Annotated in this window: 14 protein-coding genes; 8 read left to right on the top strand and 6 right to left on the bottom strand. The window is 69.8% G+C overall.

What is annotated here, in order from left to right; genetic code table 11:
* Positions 1-71 precede the first annotated feature (71 nt).
* Positions 72-701: an outer membrane lipoprotein chaperone LolA gene (gene lolA / locus WFQ05_RS02150; RefSeq protein ID WP_130522485.1), complete on the bottom strand. Its 630-nt coding sequence runs from the start codon at positions 699-701 to the stop codon at positions 72-74.
* Positions 702-887: 186 nt separating this feature from the next.
* Positions 888-3,251 carry a DNA translocase FtsK gene (locus WFQ05_RS02145; protein ID WP_130531358.1) on the bottom strand — a complete coding sequence of 788 codons (2,364 nt, stop codon included), beginning with the start codon at positions 3,249-3,251 and terminating at the stop codon, positions 888-890.
* Between the two features lie 256 nt (positions 3,252-3,507).
* On the opposite strand from WFQ05_RS02145, the gene trxB reads away from it, so the two are divergent.
* The 5 genes from trxB (at position 3,508) to infA (ending at position 7,588) form a co-directional block, all read left to right on the top strand.
* Positions 3,508-4,461: a thioredoxin-disulfide reductase gene (trxB, locus tag WFQ05_RS02140; protein ID WP_130518568.1), complete on the top strand. Its 954-nt coding sequence runs from the start codon at positions 3,508-3,510 to the stop codon at positions 4,459-4,461.
* Positions 4,462-4,490: 29 nt separating this feature from the next.
* Positions 4,491-5,390, top strand: a complete 900-nt coding sequence (locus WFQ05_RS02135; RefSeq protein ID WP_337052426.1) for a metallophosphoesterase — start codon at positions 4,491-4,493, stop codon at positions 5,388-5,390.
* A 12-nt stretch (positions 5,391-5,402) separates the two neighbouring features.
* On the top strand, positions 5,403-6,536 hold the full coding sequence (locus WFQ05_RS02130) for a GNAT family N-acetyltransferase (protein ID WP_337052425.1): 1,134 nt from the start codon (positions 5,403-5,405) through the stop codon (positions 6,534-6,536).
* 4 nt (positions 6,537-6,540) lie between these two features.
* Positions 6,541-7,281 carry a leucyl/phenylalanyl-tRNA--protein transferase gene (gene aat, locus WFQ05_RS02125; RefSeq protein WP_337052424.1) on the top strand — a complete coding sequence of 247 codons (741 nt, stop codon included), beginning with the start codon at positions 6,541-6,543 and terminating at the stop codon, positions 7,279-7,281.
* Between the two features lie 88 nt (positions 7,282-7,369).
* Positions 7,370-7,588 carry a translation initiation factor IF-1 gene (gene infA / locus WFQ05_RS02120; RefSeq protein WP_130518576.1) on the top strand — a complete coding sequence of 73 codons (219 nt, stop codon included), beginning with the start codon at positions 7,370-7,372 and terminating at the stop codon, positions 7,586-7,588.
* Positions 7,589-8,280: 692 nt separating this feature from the next.
* Here the strand turns inward: infA and clpA are convergent.
* Entirely contained in the window at positions 8,281-10,566 is a 2,286-nt protein-coding gene (gene clpA, locus WFQ05_RS02115; protein WP_130518578.1) for an ATP-dependent Clp protease ATP-binding subunit ClpA, read from the bottom strand.
* 109 nt (positions 10,567-10,675) lie between these two features.
* Positions 10,676-10,996, bottom strand: a complete 321-nt coding sequence (clpS, locus tag WFQ05_RS02110; RefSeq protein ID WP_130522480.1) for an ATP-dependent Clp protease adapter ClpS — start codon at positions 10,994-10,996, stop codon at positions 10,676-10,678.
* A gap of 145 nt (positions 10,997-11,141) precedes the next feature.
* Here clpS and WFQ05_RS02105 point away from each other — a divergent pair, with 145 nt between their 5' ends.
* From WFQ05_RS02105 to hflD, 3 genes are read left to right on the top strand one after another with little or no spacing between them, the layout of a single operon-like run.
* A complete protein-coding gene (locus WFQ05_RS02105; protein ID WP_130518582.1) occupies positions 11,142-11,603 on the top strand; it encodes an NUDIX hydrolase in 462 nt (153 codons plus the stop codon).
* Positions 11,600-12,742, top strand: a complete 1,143-nt coding sequence (gene mnmA / locus WFQ05_RS02100; RefSeq protein ID WP_337052422.1) for a tRNA 2-thiouridine(34) synthase MnmA — start codon at positions 11,600-11,602, stop codon at positions 12,740-12,742. The genes WFQ05_RS02105 and mnmA overlap by 4 nt, the downstream gene beginning before the upstream one ends.
* On the top strand, positions 12,739-13,353 hold the full coding sequence (gene hflD / locus WFQ05_RS02095) for a high frequency lysogenization protein HflD (protein ID WP_130522478.1): 615 nt from the start codon (positions 12,739-12,741) through the stop codon (positions 13,351-13,353). Before mnmA ends, hflD begins: the two co-directional genes overlap by 4 nt.
* A 34-nt stretch (positions 13,354-13,387) precedes the next feature.
* Here hflD and WFQ05_RS02090 read toward each other — a convergent pair whose 3' ends face one another.
* Together WFQ05_RS02090 and WFQ05_RS02085 are read right to left on the bottom strand one after the other, a co-directional pair.
* Positions 13,388-14,056: an OmpA family protein gene (locus tag WFQ05_RS02090; protein ID WP_337052421.1), complete on the bottom strand. Its 669-nt coding sequence runs from the start codon at positions 14,054-14,056 to the stop codon at positions 13,388-13,390.
* Between the two features lie 203 nt (positions 14,057-14,259).
* On the bottom strand, positions 14,260-18,324 hold the full coding sequence (locus WFQ05_RS02085) for a YadA-like family protein (protein WP_337052420.1): 4,065 nt from the start codon (positions 18,322-18,324) through the stop codon (positions 14,260-14,262).
* Between the last annotated feature and the right edge of the window lie 119 nt (positions 18,325-18,443).

Below are 18,443 nucleotides of genomic sequence, written 5' to 3'. Positions count from 1 at the left end.
GGCTGGGAAGTGCGGGTGCGGGCCACACCGCCATTGTAGGCGGTGCGCGCCCAGGCGTCGTCGCGGCGGGCTTACTGCGCCGCGCCGACCACGTCCACGCCGGCGGCCGGCTTGTAGCTGAAGGTGCCCGCGGCGAAGGCCGGGTTGCGCTTCCAGCCGCTGAACTCCACCTCGGTGCGCTGGCCTACCGCGTCGGTCACCTTCATGCGCTTGAGCTGGCCGTTGGCGAAGCCCAGTTCGGCCACTTCGAAGCCGCTGGTCGCGTCATCCCGCTTGGGCGTCAGCGTCATCCATTCCAGGCCTTGCGCGGCCGGGGCCTGGGAGACGTCGAACTTGGCGTCCAGCTCCTTGGGCTTGAGCAGCGCGGCCAGCGGGCTGCTCTGCGCCTCGCTGCCCTGGTCGCGCACCGTGGCCTGCTGCAGGTCCGGTTCGTAGATCCAGACCTTCCTGCCGTCGGCCACGATCAGCTGCTCGTAAGGCTTGGCGTACTCCCAGCGGAACAGGTCCGGCGTGGACAGCGCCACGCGGCCGCTGGAGCGCTCCTTCACCGCGCCGTTGGCGTTGTAGACGGTCTGGCTGAACTGCCCGTCCAGGCCCTTGAGGCCGTTGGTGAAGGCGACCAGCTCGGCGCGCGCGTCGGCCAGCGCGGTGCCGGCCAGCAGCGCCGTGCCCAGCACGGCCATTTTCAGCATGCGGATCATGCAAACACCCCTGATGTCGTGATGCGGCAAGTGTGACGCGTCCAATCTGAATCGGCGGGCCATGGCGGCTGCGGCGAACAGGCGGGATCCGGCTGCAGGCCCGCGCGCGGCAGGCGAGGCAGCCTCGACGATCCACCGAAGGATGGCCGTGCGGCGTTACGCCGCTCAGCGAGGTTCCCCGCCGCTTCAGCGCGGCGGCGGCGCCAGGACGCTGCGGTCGCCGTTGTGCTCGGGCGCGCTGACCACGCCCGCTGCTTCCATCGCCTCGACCAGGCGGGCGGCGCGGTTGTAGCCGATCTTCAGGCGACGCTGCACGCCGGAGATGGAGGCGCGGCGCGTCTCGGTGACGATCTGCACGGCCTGGTCGTAGAGCGGATCGGCCTCCGGATCGTCGCTGCCGGCCGATTCGGGCAGGCCGGTCGCGCCGACCACCACGCCATCGCCCATGGTCTGCACCTCTTCCAGCACGCCTTCGATGTAGTCCACCGGGCCGCTGGCCTTGAGGTGCTCGACCACGCGGTGCACCTCCTCGTCGGAGACGAAGGCGCCGTGCACGCGGTCCGGCATGGCCGTGCCCGGCGGCAGGTAGAGCATGTCGCCATGGCCCAGCAGGGTCTCGGCGCCGGACTGGTCCAGGATGGTGCGCGAGTCGATCTTGGAGCTGACCTGGAAGGCGATGCGGGTCGGGATGTTGGCCTTGATCAGGCCGGTGATCACGTCCACCGAGGGGCGCTGGGTGGCCAGGATCAGGTGGATGCCGGCCGCGCGCGCCTTCTGCGCCAGGCGGGCGATGAGTTCCTCGACCTTCTTGCCGACGATCATCATCATGTCGGCGAATTCGTCGATGAAGATCACGATGAACGGCAGCGTGTCCAGCTGCCGCGGCATCTCGTCCAGGTCCGGATTGGGCTTGAACAGCGGATCCATCAGCGGCTGGCCGGCGTCCTGGGCGTCCTTGACCTTCTTGTTGAAGCCGGCCAGGTTGCGCACGCCCACTGCGCTCATCAGCTTGTAGCGGCGCTCCATCTCGGCCACGCACCAGCGCAGGCCGTTGGCGGCCTCCTTCATGTCGGTGACCACCGGCGCCAGCAGGTGCGGGATGCCCTCGTAGACGCTCAGTTCCAGCATCTTCGGGTCGATCATCAGCATGCGCAGCTCTTTCGGGCTGGCCTTGTAGAGCAGGCTCAGCACCATGGCGTTGACCGCCACCGACTTGCCCGAGCCGGTGGTGCCGGCCACCAGCAGGTGCGGCATGCGCGCCAGGTCGGCCACGGTCGGCTGGCCGGCGATGCCCTTGCCCAGGGCCAGGGTCAGCGGGCTGGCCGACTTGTCGTATTCCTTGGAGCGCAGCAGCTCGGAGAGATAGATCATCTCGCGGCTGGTGTTGGGGATCTCCAGGCCGATCACCGACTTGCCCGGGATCACGTCGACCACGCGCACCGCCTTGACCGAGAGGCCGCGGGCGATGTCCTTGTCCAGCGAGGAGATCTGGCTGACCTTCACCCCCGGCGCCGGCTCCAGCTCGAAGCGGGTGATCACCGGGCCCGGATAGGCGCCGACCACCTGCACGTCGATGCGGAAGTCCTTGAGCTTGAACTCGATCTGCCGCGAGAGCACTTCCAGCGTCTCTTCCGAATAGCCCTTGGCCTGCGGCTTGGGATCGTCCAGCAGGGCCAGCGGCGGCAGGCCGTCGGCCGTGCCACCGGTGCCGTGGAACAGCGGGATCTGGGTCTCGCGCTTGGCGCGTTCGCTCTTCTCCACCACCGGCGCGGCCGGCGGCTCGATCTTGACCGGCTCGCGCTTGGCGCGCACCTCGGCGTCGGCCTTGCGCACTTCCTGGCGCTGCTCGCGCAGGGTGCGGGTCTGCTGCCAGTCCTCGGCCTGCTTGCTGCCCCGGCGCAGCAGGTCCGGCAGCGCCGAGACGCCCTGCCCGATCCGCTCCATCACCGCGAACCACGACAGCCCGGTCGCCAGGGTCACCGAGACCAGGAACAGCACCAGCAGGAACAGGTTGCCGCCCAGCGCGCCGAACAGCATCTCCAGCGAGCGCCCGACCAGGCGCCCGAGGATGCCGCCGGGCCCGTTGGCGATGTCCACCGCCGAGATGTGGCGCACGTACAGCAGGCCCGAGGCCGAGATCAGGAACCCGACCATGCCCACCAGGCGCAGCGCCGGGCCCAGGTCAGACTCGCCGTCGCCGTCCTTGTCCATGCCGAACAGCGCGATCCAGGCGATCGCGCCCAGGATGATCGGCAGCAGGAAAGCCACATAGCCGAAGAAGCCCAGCAGCAGGTCGGCCACGGTCGCGCCGACCCGGCCGCCGACGTTGTGGACCTGCCCGGTCACGCTGACCGACTGGGTCCAGCTGGGGTCGCTGGGCGAATAGGTGAACAGGCAGGCCAGCAGGTACAGCAGCACCGGCGCGATCACGATCAGCGCCAGGTCGCGCCACAGGCGCTGACGACGGGGATTGGGCGGCGTGGACGGCTTGGTGCGACGCGCCGCGGGTGCGCCTTTGGATTTGCCGCGTTCCGGGAGCGCTTTTGCCACCTTGGGATCCGACCTCAGAAATATCGTGTTAGTGCTTGATACTAAACGAATCGAATCCGGAATTCAGCGCCGCCTCTGAGCGCGGCAGCCCTGGCGCCCGGATCGGCGCCCGCAGGCATCCGAAGGGGCCGCGGCCCTGGTGCATTCCACCGGCGCGCCTTGATTCGCCCCCGCCCCGCCGTCACCCTATGCGTGGTCCGCAGCACGCCCGATGACACCGGCTTGCGCGCTTTTCAGCCCACTTTTTCGAGTATACATGAGCACTTCCAAGCACAGCCGCCTGCTGATCCTGGGCTCCGGCCCGGCAGGCTGGACGGCCGCGGTCTACGCCGCGCGCGCCAATCTCAAGCCCGTGGTCGTGACCGGCCTGCAGCAGGGCGGCCAGCTGATGACCACCACCGAAGTGGACAACTGGCCGGGCGACGCCCATGGGCTGATGGGCCCGGACCTGATGGCGCGCATGCAGGCCCATGCCGAGCGCTTCGAGACCGAGGTCATCTTCGACCACATCCACACCGCCGACCTGTCCCAGCGCCCGTTCAAGCTGTCCGGCGACAGCCACGAATACACCTGCGACGCGCTGATCATCGCCACCGGCGCCACGGCCAAGTACCTGGGGCTGGAATCGGAGGAGGCCTTCAAGGGCCGGGGCGTGTCGGCCTGTGCGACCTGCGACGGGTTCTTCTACCGCGAGCAGGACGTGGCCGTGGTCGGCGGCGGCAACACCGCCGTGGAAGAGGCGCTGTACCTGTCCAACATCGCCAACAAGGTCTACCTGGTCCACCGCCGCGACACCTTGCGCGCGGAGAAGATCATGCAGGACAAGCTGCAGGCCAAGATCGATGCCGGCAAGATCGTGCCGGTCTGGCACCACGTGGTGGACGAGGTGCTGGGCGACGAGGCCGGCGTCACCGGCCTGCGGGTCAAGTCGGTGCTGGACGGCAGCACGCAGGACCTGAAGGTGCACGGCTTCTTCGTGGCCATCGGCCACACGCCCAACACCAGCCTGTTCGAGGGCCAGCTGGGCATGAACAACGGCTACCTGACCATCCAGTCCGGCCTGGACGGCAACGCGACCCAGACCACGGTGCCGGGCGTGTTCGCCGCCGGCGACGTGGCCGACCAGCACTACCGCCAGGCGATCACCTCGGCCGGCTTCGGCTGCATGGCCGCCCTGGATGCGGAGCGCTACCTGGACAAGGGCGCCTGATCCCTGCCCAGGCGGCGGTCTCGCTGGGAATGGACGCCCACGGCCTGCTGAGGGCCTGGGTGCTCGACGGCGGTTGGCTGGCCCTGCCGGTCGCCGCCGTCGTGCTGTGGGGCCTGTGGCGAGCGCGCCGCCTTGGCGTGCGCCTGGGGTTGGCCGTGCTGCTCGCCGGCGATCTGCTGTTCGCCTGGGCGCGCTTCGCCGAGCCGAATCTGCTGCGGGTGCGCCACACCGCGCTATCGGGGACCGGCGCCAGCGCCCGCATCGCGCTGATCGGCGACCCGCATGTCGGCCTGTTCAAGGGCGCCGACTTCCTCCAGCGCGTGGTCGAGCGCACCAACGCCGAACATCCCGACGCGGTCCTGATCGCCGGCGACCTCACCTACCAGCCGCAGGGCCAGTCGCTCGACGCGCTGCTGGCGCCGTTGGCCCGCCTCGAGGCCCAGACCTACGCCGTGCTGGGCAACCACGACCAAGGCAAGCCCGGCCCGGACATCGACCGCGCGCTACGCCAGGCGCTGGCGCGCCATGGCGTGCAGGTGATCGAAGGCCGCGCGTTGCCGTTCAAGGGCTTCACCCTGGCCGGCCTGGGCGATCGCTGGGCGGGCAAGGACGATGCGCGCTTTCTCGATGCCCTGCCCGCCGACCGGCCGCTGCTGGTCCTTGCCCACAATCCCGACAGCGCCGACCGGCTGCGCAGCCGCCCGCATCTGCTGGTGCTGGCCGGGCATACGCACGGCGGGCAGGTGCGGATCCCGTGGCTGTACCGGCGCGTGCTGCCGGTCGAGCACGGCTTCGACCAGGGCGAACAGACCTACGCCGGCCCACAGGGTCGCATCCGCGTCTACACCACCGGCGGCGTCGGTGAGAGCGGGCTGCCGCTGCGGCTGTTCAACCCGCCCACCATCGACCTGCTGGAGCTGAGCCCGTAGCATCAGCGCTTCATGCTCAAGCTTCGTGCGCTGCCTTCGCTGTCGTCGATTCCGCCCGCCACCTGGGACGCGCTGTACGACGGCCGCAACCCCTTCGTGCGCCACGCCTTCCTGTCCGGACTGGAGCAGACCGGCTGCCTGCGCAGCGACTGGGGCTGGACCCCGCACCACCTCACGCTGTGGGACGGCGACGCCCTGGTCGCCGCCGCGCCGGGCTATCTGAAGACCAATTCGCACGGCGAGTTCGTGTTCGATCATGCCTGGGCCAACGCCTACGCGCGCTACGGCCAGGAGTACTACCCCAAGTGGCTGTGCGCGGCGCCCTACTCGCCGGTGACCGGCCCGCGCCTGCTCGCCCGCGATGGCGCGGCGCGCCAGGCGCTGCTGACCGCCATCTGCGGCTATGTCGCCCGCAACGCGCTGTCCTCGGCGCATGTGAACTTCCACACCGAGGCCGAGGACGCGGCCTTCGACGAGACCTGGCTGGGGCGGACCGACGTCCAGTACCAGTGGCACAACACGGCCGGCTGGCGCGATTTCGACGCCTTCCTGGGCGCGATGGACCACAAGCACCGCAAGAACATCCGCCAGGAGCGCGCCAAGGTCGCGCGCGCCGGCGTGCGCTTCCGTGTGGTCCATGGCGACGAGGCCAGCGAGGACGACCTGGAGGCGATGTATGGCTTCTACCTGCAGACCTTCCACGAATACGGCAACTCGCCGGCGCTGACCCTGGAATTCCTGCGGCACCTGGCGGCGACGATGCCGCGCGCGCTGGTGATCTTCCTGGCCCAGCACGAGGACCGCCCGGTCGCCGGCGCGCTGTGCCTGCGCGGCGGCGACACGCTGTATGGCCGCTACTGGGGCGCCGATGCGACCCTGGCCGGGCTGCATTTCGAAACCTGCTACTACCAGGGCATCGACTACTGCCTGCGCGAGGGGCTGACCCGGTTCGAGCCCGGCGCGCAGGGTGTGCACAAGATCGCGCGCGGCTTTCTGCCCAGCTTCGTGCGCAGCCGGCACTGGATCGCCGATCCCGACTTCCGCGAGGCGCTGGCGCGCTGGTGCCGCGAGGAAGACGCCGCGGTGCACGAGCACGCCCGCGTCCTGGCCGCACGCTCGCCGTTCCGCGCCCCGGACGCGGACTGAGCCGGTGACCCGCCGCCTGCCGTTCCTGCTCGACGCCGATCCGGGCGCGCCCTTCCCCGACCCGGCCCTGGCCCTGCGCGAGCCGGACGGGCTGCTGGCCGTCGGCGGCGACCTGCACCCGGCGCGCCTGCTCAGCGCCTATCGCGCCGGGGTCTTCCCCTGGTATTCGGAAGGCCAGCCGCTGCTGTGGTGGTCGCCCGATCCGCGCACCGTGTTCCGCACCGACGGCGTGCACCTGTCCAAGCGCCTGCGCCGGCAGCTGCGCGGCAGTGGCTGGGTGCTGCGCGCCGACACCACCTTCGCCGAGGTCATCGCGGCCTGCGCGCAGGCCCCGCGCCCGGGCCAGGACGGCACCTGGATCACGGCGCAGATGCAGGCGGCCTATCTGGCCCTGCACCGGCTCGGCCATGCGCACAGCCTGGAGGTCTGGGACGGTCCGCGGCTCGCCGGCGGCATTTATGGCGTGGCGATCGGGCGGATGTTCTTCGGCGAGAGCATGTTCAGCGCGGTCTCCGGCGGCTCCAAGGCCGCGCTCGCCGGGCTGGCGCACGTGCTGCGCGGCTGGGGCTGGCCGCTGATCGATGCCCAGGTCGAGAACGACCACCTGCTGCGCATGGGCGCCACCAGCATGCCGCGCGCCGCCTTCCTGGCCGAAGCCGCGCACCAGGTCGCCCTGCCCGAGGCGCCAGGCCCGTGGACCGATCGCGTCGGCGCGCTGCAGGTCGCTGATCTGGCAGGCATTTAACGGGAATTTTGCGACAGGCGGCCGCGCGGGGTACAATACGCGGCTTCGCGGGCCAGCATGTCCGCTCCCGCACTCTCAGCAGGCTTCCATGTCGAAAGACGATTCAATCGAATTCGAAGGCGCCGTCACCGAGACGCTGCCCAACACCATGTTCCGCGTGCGCCTGGAAAACGGCCACGAGATCATCGCCCACATCTCCGGCCGCATGCGCAAGAACTACATCCGCATCCTGACCGGCGACAAGGTCAAGGTCGAAATGACGCCCTACGACCTGACCAAGGGCCGCATCACCTACCGCATGAAGTAAACCGCCCCGGCGGTTTGCGCCAAAGGCAGCCTCCCGCAGGCTGCCTTTTCGTTTGGGCGCGATTCGGGGATGCGCCCAGCTCGGGTCGAAAAGCGCTCCGCCGGCGTGCGGTGGCGTCAATCCGTCGATGACAGACGTGCGAGGCTGGGTGCGCCACTTCGCCAACCAGCCTGGAACCGGCTGAGCGCTGATTTACAGCCAGCTCAGCCAGCCTCCATGGCCAAACGCTTGAATTGACCCAAGCTCGCGGCTCCCACCTGTAGAGCGGAGCTCGCTCCGCCGGGGCCTTCTCCCAAGATCCGAACGAAGAGCAGCGGAGCAAGCTCCGCTCTACAGGGGACGTTGCGGGATTTGAGGAGACAGTTGCTCCCACGGGAATTGCGTCGGCCCTCCGCGAGGGCCGCACGTCGCCGCGCGCAGTCGCCGGCCATCCCGGCTGATCTGCCCCATGCCCGGCCGACTCGAGGCCTGGTGAGTGAAAAGGCCACGACGTCTTCGACTCGAAGCCCGTGGCCTCGACGCGCGAGGCAGGATGCCGAGCGCCCGAATCAGAGAAAAGCCGGAAACACCCGCTGGACCGCTGCCTCCCGAAGCCGAAACACGCACGCGCCAAGAAGATCCATTGACCGCCAGGAGACCAAAAAGAAAGCGGCCCGAAGGCCGCTCTCTCGTTCTGGCACGCCGGAGGGCGCTTACTCGACCGTCGCCGGCAGCAGGCGCTCGGGCTCGGACTGGCTGGTGACGACCAGTTCGTCCTCGACCACGTCGATGCTGACCTTGCCGCCGTCGATGAGCTTGCCGAACAGCAGTTCGTCGGCCAGCGGACGCTTGATCTTGTCCTGGATCACGCGCGCCATCGGGCGGGCGCCCATCTGCGGGTCGAAGCCATGCTGGGCCAGCCAGTCGCGCGCGGCCGGGGTGGCCGAGAGCGTCACGTGCTTTTCGTGCAGCAGCAGCTCCAGCTCGATCAGGAACTTGTCGACCACGCGCAGGATGTGGTCGAAGCCCAGCGCCTGGAACTGCACGATCGCATCGAGGCGGTTGCGGAACTCGGGCGTGAACCCGCGCCGGATCACCTCCATCGCATCGGTGGAGTGGTCCTGCTTGGTGAAGCCGATCGAACGACGCGAGGCCTGGGCCGCGCCGGCGTTGGTGGTCATCACCAGGATCACGTTCTTGAAGTTCGCCTCGCGCCCGTTGGTATCGGTCAGCACGCCGCGGTCCATGACCTGCAGCAGGATGTTGAAGATGTCCGGATGCGCCTTCTCCACCTCGTCCAGCAGCAGCACGCAGTGCGGCGTCTTGACGATCTTCTCGGTCAGCAGGCCGCCCTGGTCGAAGCCGACATAGCCCGGAGGCGCGCCGATCAGGCGGCTGATCGAGTGCGGCTCCATGTACTCGGACATGTCGAAGCGCACCAGCTCGATGCCCAGCTGCATGGCCAGCTGCCGGGTGACCTCGGTCTTGCCCACGCCGGTCGGGCCGGCGAACAGGAAGTTGCCGATCGGCTTCTCCGGATTGCCCAGACCCGAGCGCGCCAGCTTGATGGCCGAGGCCAGCGACTCGATCGCCGGATCCTGGCCGAAGATGACCATCTTCAGGTTGCGCTCCAGGTGCTGCAGCACGTCCTTGTCGGTCGCGCTGACCTGCTTGGCCGGGATGCGCGCCATCTTGGCCACGATCGTCTCGATCTCCTCGATGTCGATCAGCTGCTTGCGCTGGTCCTCGGGCAGCAGGCGCTGGCGGGCGCCGGCCTCGTCGATGACGTCGATGGCCTTGTCCGGCAGCAGGCGGTCGCCGATGTGCTTGACCGACAGGTCCACCGCCGCCTGCAGCGCCTCGTCGGCGTAGCTGACGTTGTGGTGGGCCTCGTACTTGGGCTTGAGGCCCTGCAGGATCTCGTAGGACTCGGCAATGGTCGGCTCGACCACGTCGATCTTCTGGAAGCGCCGCGCCAGCGCGCGGTCCTTCTCGAAGATGCCGCGGTATTCCTGGAAGGTCGTCGAGCCGATGCAGCGCAGCTCGCCGGAGGCCAGGGCCGGCTTGATCAGGTTGGAGGCGTCCATGGTGCCGCCCGAGGCCGAGCCGGCACCGATGATGGTGTGGATCTCGTCGATGAACAGCACCGCGTTGGGCACCTTCTTCAGCGCGCTCAGCACCGCCTTGAGGCGCTTCTCGAAGTCGCCGCGGTACTTGGTGCCGGCCACCAGGGCGCCGAGGTCCAGCGAATAGATGACCGCGTCCTCCAGCACCTCGGGCACATCGCCATCGACGATGCGCTTGGCCAGCCCCTCGGCCAGGGCGGTCTTGCCCACGCCGGCCTCGCCCACGTACAGCGGGTTGTTCTTGCGGCGGCGGCACAGGACCTGGATGGTGCGCTCGATCTCCTCGGCGCGGCCGACCAGCGGGTCGATCTTGCCGTTGCGCGCGGCCTCGTTGAGGTTGCTGGCGTACTCGGCCAGGGCGTCGCCCTTGGCCTCGCCCTCGCCCGCCTCGGCCTTGCCGCCCTCGCCCGGCTCGCCGGACGGCGCGGCCTCGCCATCGCCCTGCTTGGCGATGCCGTGGGAGAGGTAGTTGACGACGTCCAGCCGGGTCACGTCCTGCTGGTTAAGGAAGTAGACGGCATGGGAGTCCTTCTCGCCGAAGATCGCCACCAGCACGTTGGCGCCGGTGACCTCCTTCTTGCCCGAGGACTGCACGTGGTAGACCGCGCGCTGCAGGACACGCTGGAACCCCAGCGTGGGCTGGGTGTCGCGACCGTCGTCCTCGGCCAGGCGCGAGACCGAGGCCTCGACCGCCTGGTCCAGGTCGGTGCGCAGACGCACGGTGTCCGCCCCGGTCGCCTTGAGGACGGCCTGCGCGGAGGGGTTATCGAGAAGGGCGAGCAGCAGGTGCTCCACGGTCATGAACTCATGGCGTGCCTCGCGGGCGCGCTTGTAGCACTGGCCGATGGTCTGCTCGAGGTCTTTGCTGAACATGGATGGCTCCCAACTGCTGTTGCCAACAATATGCGGCCTGTCGTGGGGATTTCCACAGCCCCTTTGGAACTGGGTGTTCAGCCGGCGATGGGAACCGATCCGCGCCGGATCAGGACTGTTCCATGGTGCACAGCAAAGGGTGCTGGCTCATCCGGGAATACTCGTTGACCTGGGCCACCTTGGACTCTGCCACCTCGCGCGTGTAGACGCCACACACGCCACGCCCGCGGGTGTGGACGTGCAGCATCACCTGGGTGGCCTTTTCCAGGTCCATGTTGAAGAACTGCTGCAACACCGAGATGACGAAATCCATCGGCGTGTAGTCGTCGTTGAGCAGCAGGACCTGGTACAGCGGCGGCGGCGCGACCTCGGGCTTGCCGGTCTCGACCAGGACGCCGTGATCATGCTCGTGTTGGGGGGAACGGGGCATGGGGCAATTATACGGATTGGACGAGGTGCGTCTGCGCACGCACAATTTGCGCACCCCGCGCGCGTTTCAAGCCCGGCACCGGCCTGGATTTGTTCGCAACTGTCCCGATATCGGGCCAATCCTCCCTGCAAGGAATCTCTCCCCCGTGAGCGTCGCCGAAGACCGTATCTGGCAGCCGGACACCACCGTGGCCACCGTGGTGGTGCGCGAGGGCCGCCTGCTGATGGTCGAGGAGTACGCCGAGGGGCGGCTGGTGCTCAACCAGCCCGCCGGCCACCTGGAGCCGGACGAGCACCTGTTCGACGCCGCCGTGCGCGAGACCCTGGAGGAAAGCGCCTGGACCGTGCGCCTGACCCACTTCGTCGGCGCCTACCAGTGGAAGGCCGAGACCGGCCGCCAGTACCTGCGCCTGGCCTTCGCCGGCGAGGCGCTGACCCACCACGCCGAGCGCGCCCTGGACGAGGGCATCGTGCGCGCGCTGTGGATGACCCCCGACGAACTGCGCCAGGCCGCCCCGCGCCACCGCAGCCCGCTGGTGTGGAAGGTGGCCGCCGACTACCTGGCCGGTCGCCGCTTCCCGCTGTCGGCCGTGAGCCGGCTGGCGTGAGCGCGACCCCGCGCGTGGTGGTGGGCGTGTCCGGCGGCGTGGATTCGTCGGTGGCCGCGCTGCAGCTGGTCCAGGCCGGCGAGCCGGTGGCCGGCTTGTTCATGCAGAACTGGGCCGACGACGACGCGGGCCAGGCGCAGGACAGCGCGGGTGGCTGCCGGGCCGAGGAGGATCGCCGCGACGCGGTGGCGGTGTGCGGGCGGCTGGGCATCCCCTTCCATTTCCGCGATTTCTCCAGGGAATACTGGGACGGCGTGTTCGCACACTTCCTGGCCGAGTACGCCGCCGGGCGCACGCCCAACCCGGACGTGCTGTGCAACCGCGAGGTCAAGTTCAAGCATTTCATCGACGCGGCGCGCGCGCTGGGCGCGGAGAAGATCGCCACCGGCCACTACGCGCGCGTCGAGCAGCGCGACCGCCGCTGGCACCTGCTGCGCGGCGTGGACACGGCCAAGGACCAGAGCTACTTCCTGCACCAGCTTGGGCAGGAGCAGCTCTCGGCCACCCTCTTCCCGGTGGGCCATCTGCAAAAGCCGGACCTGCGCGGCCTGGCGCGCCTGGCCGGCCTGCCGGTGCACGACAAGAAGGACTCCACCGGCATCTGCTTCATCGGCGAGCGCGATTTCCGCCAGTTCCTGGGCCAGTACCTGCCGGCCAGGACCGGCGAGATGCGCGACCCTGACGGTGTCGTCATCGGTCAGCATCCGGGCGTGTTCTTCTTTACCCTTGGCCAGCGCGAAGGCCTGAACATCGGCGGCGTTCGCGGCCGCGCGGCGGCACCCTGGTATGTCGTCGGCAAGGATGTGGCCAGCAACGTGCTGTATGTCGACCAGGACAGCGCCAGCCCGTATCTGCAGTCCACGCGGCTGCGCAGCGAGGCGATGCACTGGGTGGCGGGAAGTCCGCCCGCCGCGCGCTTCGACTGCCTCGCACAGACCCGTTACCGTCAGGCCGCGCAGGCCTGCACGGTCCATGTATTGGAGGATGGAACGCTGGATATCCAATTCGCCCACCCGCAGCGGGCCGTGACGCCCGGCCAGTCGGTGGTGCTTTACGACGGCGACAATTGCCTGGGCGGCGCGGTGATCGACCGCACCGACGCGCCGCTGGAACTGCGTCTGCGGGAGCGCGCCGCATGAGTGCGCCCCTGCCCGAACGCGTGCTGGCCCTGGCCGCGCTGGCCCAGTCGCTGGCCCAGGTGCGCCGCATCGCCGAGACCGGTCATTCGGACAACGGCGCGACCGGCGTGGTGCTGGACAGCGTGTTCCGCATGGACGCCGCGTCGACCGAGGCGGTCTACGAGCGCGCCGCCAATCTCGGACCCGGCCTGCGCCTGGTGCGCGACTACTTCAGCGGCGAGAACAAGGACGAGTCGCTGCCGCGCCTGGCGCTGGCGGTGATGCAGGTCGAGCGCCGCTTCGTGCGCGAATCCGAGACCGTGGCCGCGGTCAGCGGCGGCCTCGAGGAGATCGCCCCGCAGGCCGGCGAGCGCGGCAGCACCCATCCAGACGTGCTGATGGCGCTGGGCACGCTCTACGCCGACACCATCAGCCACCTGCGCCCGCGGGTCATGGTCCAGGGCAATCCGCATTACCTGGCCCAGCCGGGCGTGGTATCCGAGATCCGCGCCATCCTGCTGGCCGCCGTCCGTGCGGCCGTGCTGTGGCGGCAGCTCGGCGGCAGCCTGTGGGACTTCGTGTTCGCCCGCAAGGCGATGGTCAGCGCCGCGCGGGACTGGCTCAAGGCCTGAAGCGGCGCTTCAGCCAGGGCGGCAGGCGCGCGGACTAGCCGCGCCTGTCCGCGCTGGCGCTGATTTCCACGCGCCGGTCCGGCGCCAGGCAGGCGATCAGCGCGGCGCGCGCCTTGACCTTGGCGCAGTCGGCGAGCGGCTGCGTGCTGCCGCGTCCTTCGGCGCGGATGGCCGCGGGCGCCACGCCGCCTTCGATCAGCACCTGCCGCACCGCCTCGGCCCTGCGCTGGGAGAGCTTCAGGTTGTGGGCGGCATCGCCGAGACGATCGGCATAGCCGACCACCAGGATGTCCTGCACCTGGCTGGCCTCGCGCACCTGCTGCAGCAGGCGCTCGATCCGCGCTCTCCCCCCGGCCGTGACCGTGGCGCTGTCGAAGCCGAATAGCGCGTCGGCGGACAGCCGCAGCGGCTGCGCCGGCAGGGCAGCCGCCGCTTCCGGCCTGGGCCTGGCGGCGGGCGGATCGAGCACGGCGCTGCAGCTCTGCGGCTTCCAGTGCGCCTGCTGCGCGATGCCTTCGCGGTCGAAGATCACCATGAACTGGCACTGGAACGGTTCCTGGCCGCGGGCCGAGCGGAAGTTGAACAGGTAGTTCCACTCGCGCACGCCCCACATGCCCTCGCTGAAGTGCGGCGGACCGAGCAGCGCGTAGAGCTGCTCCTTGCTCAGGCCCGGCGCGTAGTGGCGCAGGTTGTCGACGTTCACGAAGGTGCCGCCGCGCGGGCGGGCGCGAGCGGGATCGGGGAACGCGGATTCCTCGGCGCTCGCCGGCCCCGCGTCGCGGGGCGGCGAAGTGCCGGCGCAGCCTGCAAGCGCCAGCGCGAGGAACGCCAACCACCCGACCCAGGGCCCGACGCGGCCCGCTGTCCTGTCCATGGTCCCCTGCCCCCGCGACCGGTCCACGCCGCTCACCACTGGATGCCCGCGCCGACCGTCACGCCCGCATCGCCGCGCGTGTTGGTCGTCCCGCTGAGTCGATAGATCCAGCGCCCGCCCTCGGAGATCGCCGAGACGCCCAGGGCGACGCCGGCCTCGCCGTCGTAACCGCTGACCGCCATCGAGGCCATGCTGCGGCCCGCCTCGTAGGGCTGCGGCAGGCCGGCGACCGCCATCGCCGAGGCCACGCCGGCCATGGCGCGGTTGTCCACGCGTTGCAGATCGCGCCGGGTCTCCTGGTAGCGCTGGTCGACATAGTTGCGCGACCAGTCCTGCACCCCGGTCAGGCCGCGGTTGAACTGCGCCATGTTGACCGCATCGCCGTCGGCGGTGCCGGCGGCCACGTTGGTGATCTGCCGCTGCGCACCGCTGCTGCCGACCGAGACCGTGCCGACGCGGTCGGCGACCGAGCCCGCGCCCAGGGCCACCGACCGGTCGGCGGTGGCCTGCGCGCCGCTGCCGATCGCGGTGCTGCCGCTGCCCGAGGCCACCGCACCGGCGCCGCCGGCAGTGGCGTTGTCGCCGCTGGCGGAGGGCTGGCCCAGCCCGGCGGTATCGTTGGCGCGGAACATGCCGCCCGACTCCACCTGGATGTTCTGCAGCTGCTGATCGGTATAGGCGTTGGCCCGGTCGATGGCGTAGTTCACCCCGCCCTGCAGCTGGCCGACGTTGACCGCGTCGTAGCGGTCCGAACCGTCGGCCACATGGGTGACCTTGCGCTCGCCACCGGTGCTGCCCACCGACACCTCGCCGGCCGAGCTGCTGCTGCCGGCCTGGACATAGGCGCCGTCGTAGCCGCTTTGCGCGCCGACCGAGGTGGTCGAACCGGCGCCCAGCGCCACGCTGTTGTCCTGGTTGGCACTGGCCCCGGCGCCGACCGCCACGCTGCCGGTGCCAGAGGCCGCGGCCTCCGGGCCGACCGCGACGCCATCGGTACCGGTGGCCGTAGCGGCGGCGCGGGTGGACTGCACGGCCAGGTACTTCGAGCTGTAGGTGGCCGACTGCAGCTGGCCGATCCGGTTGTTGAGGTTGACCAGCGAGTTGCTGACCGCCCCAAAGGCATCGGTGACGTTGGTGAAACTGCTGCCGGCCGTGCCGCCCTTCCCGTCGATCTGAGTGATGTTGAAAGTCGGCCCAGTCCAGGTGCCGGTGCTGCTGTCGTACTGGGTGCTGCCGCCGAAGAACTGCGCGATGGCGCCATGCGTGGCGAACAGCTGGGCGCCGTTGACCGCATCGCTGCTGGTCGCGTTCACCGCGCCTGCGGCCAGGTTGGAGAGGCCGACCGGGGCGCCCGATCCGCTCGCGCCCAGGGTGACGTGATCCTGCACCGCGCCGTTGGCATCCACGTCGTACTGCACCGCCCGCGCGTTGAGGTTGTCCATCTCCCCGCTCACCGAGCGCAGCTGGGCCATGTTGACCGCATCCTCGTCCTGCTGGCCCGCCGCCACGCCGCTGAGCGTGCGCGCCTGGCCGGAGGCATTGCGGAAGCTCACGCCCGTGCCGCCGGTCTGCCCGGCCACGGTCACCGTCAGCGAGTTCGGATCCTGCCGCACCAGGCCGGCGGCGCCTTCGAGCAGATTGTTGATGTTGGTGGTGTTGCTCGTCGTGCGGCCGTCCAGGTTCTCCAGCGCGGTGCCGACATTGGTGTAGCTGGCCCGCGTGCCGGAATTGGTGCCGTCGTCCAGCGAGTACACCGGCCCTGAGACCGCGCCGGTGGTTGCATCGATCCCTGCCCCGCCGCCCAGCGCGGCGACTGCCGGCGCCAGCTGGCCCACGTTCACCGCATCGTTCTGCGCCACGCCGGCGGCCAGGTTGGAGATACCGGCCGGCGCGCTGGAGCCCACCGCCCCAAGCGTGACGTGGTTCAGCACCGCGCCGCCGGCATCCACGTCGTACTGCACCATCCGTGCGCCGAGGTTGTCCACGTCTCCGCTCACCGAGCGCAGCTGGGCCAGGTTGACCGCCTCATCGTCCTGCTGGGCCGCCGCGACACCGCCGAGCGTGCGCGCCTGGCCGGAGGCGTTGCGGAAGTTCACGCCCGTGCCGCCGGTCTGCCCGGCCACGGTCACCGTGAGCGAGGTCGGGTCCTGACGCACCAGGCCGGCCGTGCCTTCGAGCAGGTTGGTGATGTTGGTGGTGTTGCTCGTCGTGCGGCCGTCCAGGTTCTCCAACGCGGTGCCGACATCGGTGTAGTTGGCGCGCGTCCCGGTCCCGGTGCCATCGTCCAGCGAATACACCGGTCCGGTGACCGCACCGGTGGTCGAATCGATCGCCGCACCGCCGCCCAGCGCGGCCACGGCCGGCGCCAGCTGGCCGACGTTCACCGCATCGTTCTGCGCCACGCCGGCGGCCACGTTGGAGATGCCGACCGCCGCGCCCGAACCGGTCGCGCCCAGCGTGACGTGGTCGAGCACGACGCCGCCGGCATCCACGTCGTACATCACCGCGGTATCGCCGACCGCCTGGATCTGGGACACCGCACCGCGCAGCTGCGCGACGTTGACCGCGTCGGTGTCCTCATTGCCGGCCGCGACGTGGGTGAGCTGCCGTTCGCTGCCGGCGGCGCCGATCGCCACTTCGCCGGCCGAGGTCTGCGCCGTCGTCATCCCGTAAGCGGTGTAGCCGCTGGCCGCGCCACGGCTGGCATTGGAGCGGTAGCCCAGGGCCACGCTGTTGGCCTGATCGGAGGTGGCATTGGCACCCAGGATGGTCTGCCCGTTGGCCGAACCCGAGGCGCTGTCGCCGACCACCACCGAGTGGCCGAGTCTGGCGTCGTAGTTGGCGTCGACGAAGCCCTCGGCGTACAGCGTCCTCGCATCCACGCTCGGCAGCGTGTGGCTGGCGTTGGAGCCGATCACCACTTCCTTGGACCCGTTCGCGGTCGCGCCCTGGCCGACCAGGGTCTGGTAGTCCTGGGCGGCGTTGACCGCCCAGCATTCGGCGGTGATCACGCCGAGCACGTTGACGCAATTGGTAGCGTAGGCCGGCGAGCCGTCAGGCAGCAACAGGCCCAACAGGCCGCCTGGATTGCCGCTGTTGACGTTGGTCAGATAGCTGTTGGAGACCACACCGCCGATCAGGGTCAGGTGCGAGTTGCCGCCCGTCGTCGCACCGCCCAAGGAGCCCAGCAGCGCGCCCACGGGACTGAGCGAGACAACAGGCAGACCCAGGACGTTGACGCTGGTATAGGCCTTCTGGACGTTGTCGGCGTTGAGCGCCGTGCTGCCGTTGATGACCCAGCCATCGCCGCCGAGCGCGCTGGACAGGGTCGGATCGAGCAGTTGCACGACCCCGCCCACCAGACCGCCATTGCCTACTACGGTGCCGGTCGGCGCGCCGGTCAGGTTGGGCGCGCTGGTGGCCTGGGCGGAAACGAGCGCCGAGGTGGACGCGCGCAGGCTCGCGCTGCTGGTCGGCGAAGCGGACGATGCAGGCGATGCGGCCGTCAGCGTGGTCGCGGCCGAACCGCGCGCAGCGACGCTCGATGTCCCGACCAGATTGGATGCGCCGGCGGCCTGGGTCGACACCAGCGCCGAGGGGGATGCCTGCAGGCGCGCGCTGCCGGTCGGCTTGATGGACTCATCGGACGCAGCGACCTTGGCGCCGGCGGTGGTCGAATCGGACGGGGACGCCGCGTCCGGCTTGGGTGCGCGTTCGACCACGATGCGGCGCTTGCCTGCGATCGAGCCGGGGCGTTGGCGTGGGTCATCCGGCGCCGTCATCGGAACGGAGGACACGGTCGACGGGCTCGCGGGCGGAGTGGACGCGGGTTCCGACGTCTCGGCGTCTTCGACCAGGGTGTACTTGTCCGCCAGGGCGCGCAGCTCGTCCAGTCTGGGATCGACCTGCTGGGCCTGGACACCGGCACAGGGCAAGAGCAGCAGCGCCGCCACGCAGGCGCCGGCCAGGCGGCTTGTCGCGACGCCACCGCGCGTGTTGACGCTCCGAGACGTGCTTCGTCTCGACCGAGCCAGTTCCGAGACCACCACCGGTGCGCCGAGCGCGGAATTCCATACCAAACGATAGACGCGATTCATTCGCCACCCCCTGTCCTGTCGGTCCGCTGTAACTTTTTTGTTACAGCGCGGTTGCGGGGATTAGAGACCGAGCCAGCCGCAGGCCGGTGCGCCATTCCGGAACGACTATGGGAAATACC

Origin of the sequence: Pseudoxanthomonas sp. USHLN014 (assembly GCF_037153335.1) — a bacterium.
GTDB classification, from domain to species: Bacteria; Pseudomonadota; Gammaproteobacteria; order Xanthomonadales; family Xanthomonadaceae; genus Pseudoxanthomonas_A; species Pseudoxanthomonas_A winnipegensis.
The sequence above is the reverse complement of the archived record's forward strand: the minus strand, read 5'-3'. Positions and strand labels throughout refer to the sequence as shown.

Excerpts from the sequence above, each read along its gene's own strand:
- lolA (WP_130522485.1), bottom strand. The coding sequence starts at position 701 with ATGATCCGCATGCTGAAAATGGCCGTGCTGGGCACGGCGCTGCTGGCC.
- trxB (WP_130518568.1), top strand. The coding sequence starts at position 3,508 with ATGAGCACTTCCAAGCACAGCCGCCTGCTGATCCTGGGCTCCGGCCCG.
- WFQ05_RS02135 (WP_337052426.1), top strand. The coding sequence starts at position 4,491 with ATGGACGCCCACGGCCTGCTGAGGGCCTGGGTGCTCGACGGCGGTTGG.
- WFQ05_RS02130 (WP_337052425.1), top strand. The coding sequence starts at position 5,403 with ATGCTCAAGCTTCGTGCGCTGCCTTCGCTGTCGTCGATTCCGCCCGCC.
- infA (WP_130518576.1), top strand. The coding sequence starts at position 7,370 with ATGTCGAAAGACGATTCAATCGAATTCGAAGGCGCCGTCACCGAGACG.
- clpA (WP_130518578.1), bottom strand. The coding sequence starts at position 10,566 with ATGTTCAGCAAAGACCTCGAGCAGACCATCGGCCAGTGCTACAAGCGC.
- clpS (WP_130522480.1), bottom strand. The coding sequence starts at position 10,996 with ATGCCCCGTTCCCCCCAACACGAGCATGATCACGGCGTCCTGGTCGAG.
- hflD (WP_130522478.1), top strand. The coding sequence starts at position 12,739 with ATGAGTGCGCCCCTGCCCGAACGCGTGCTGGCCCTGGCCGCGCTGGCC.
- WFQ05_RS02085 (WP_337052420.1), bottom strand. The coding sequence starts at position 18,324 with ATGAATCGCGTCTATCGTTTGGTATGGAATTCCGCGCTCGGCGCACCG.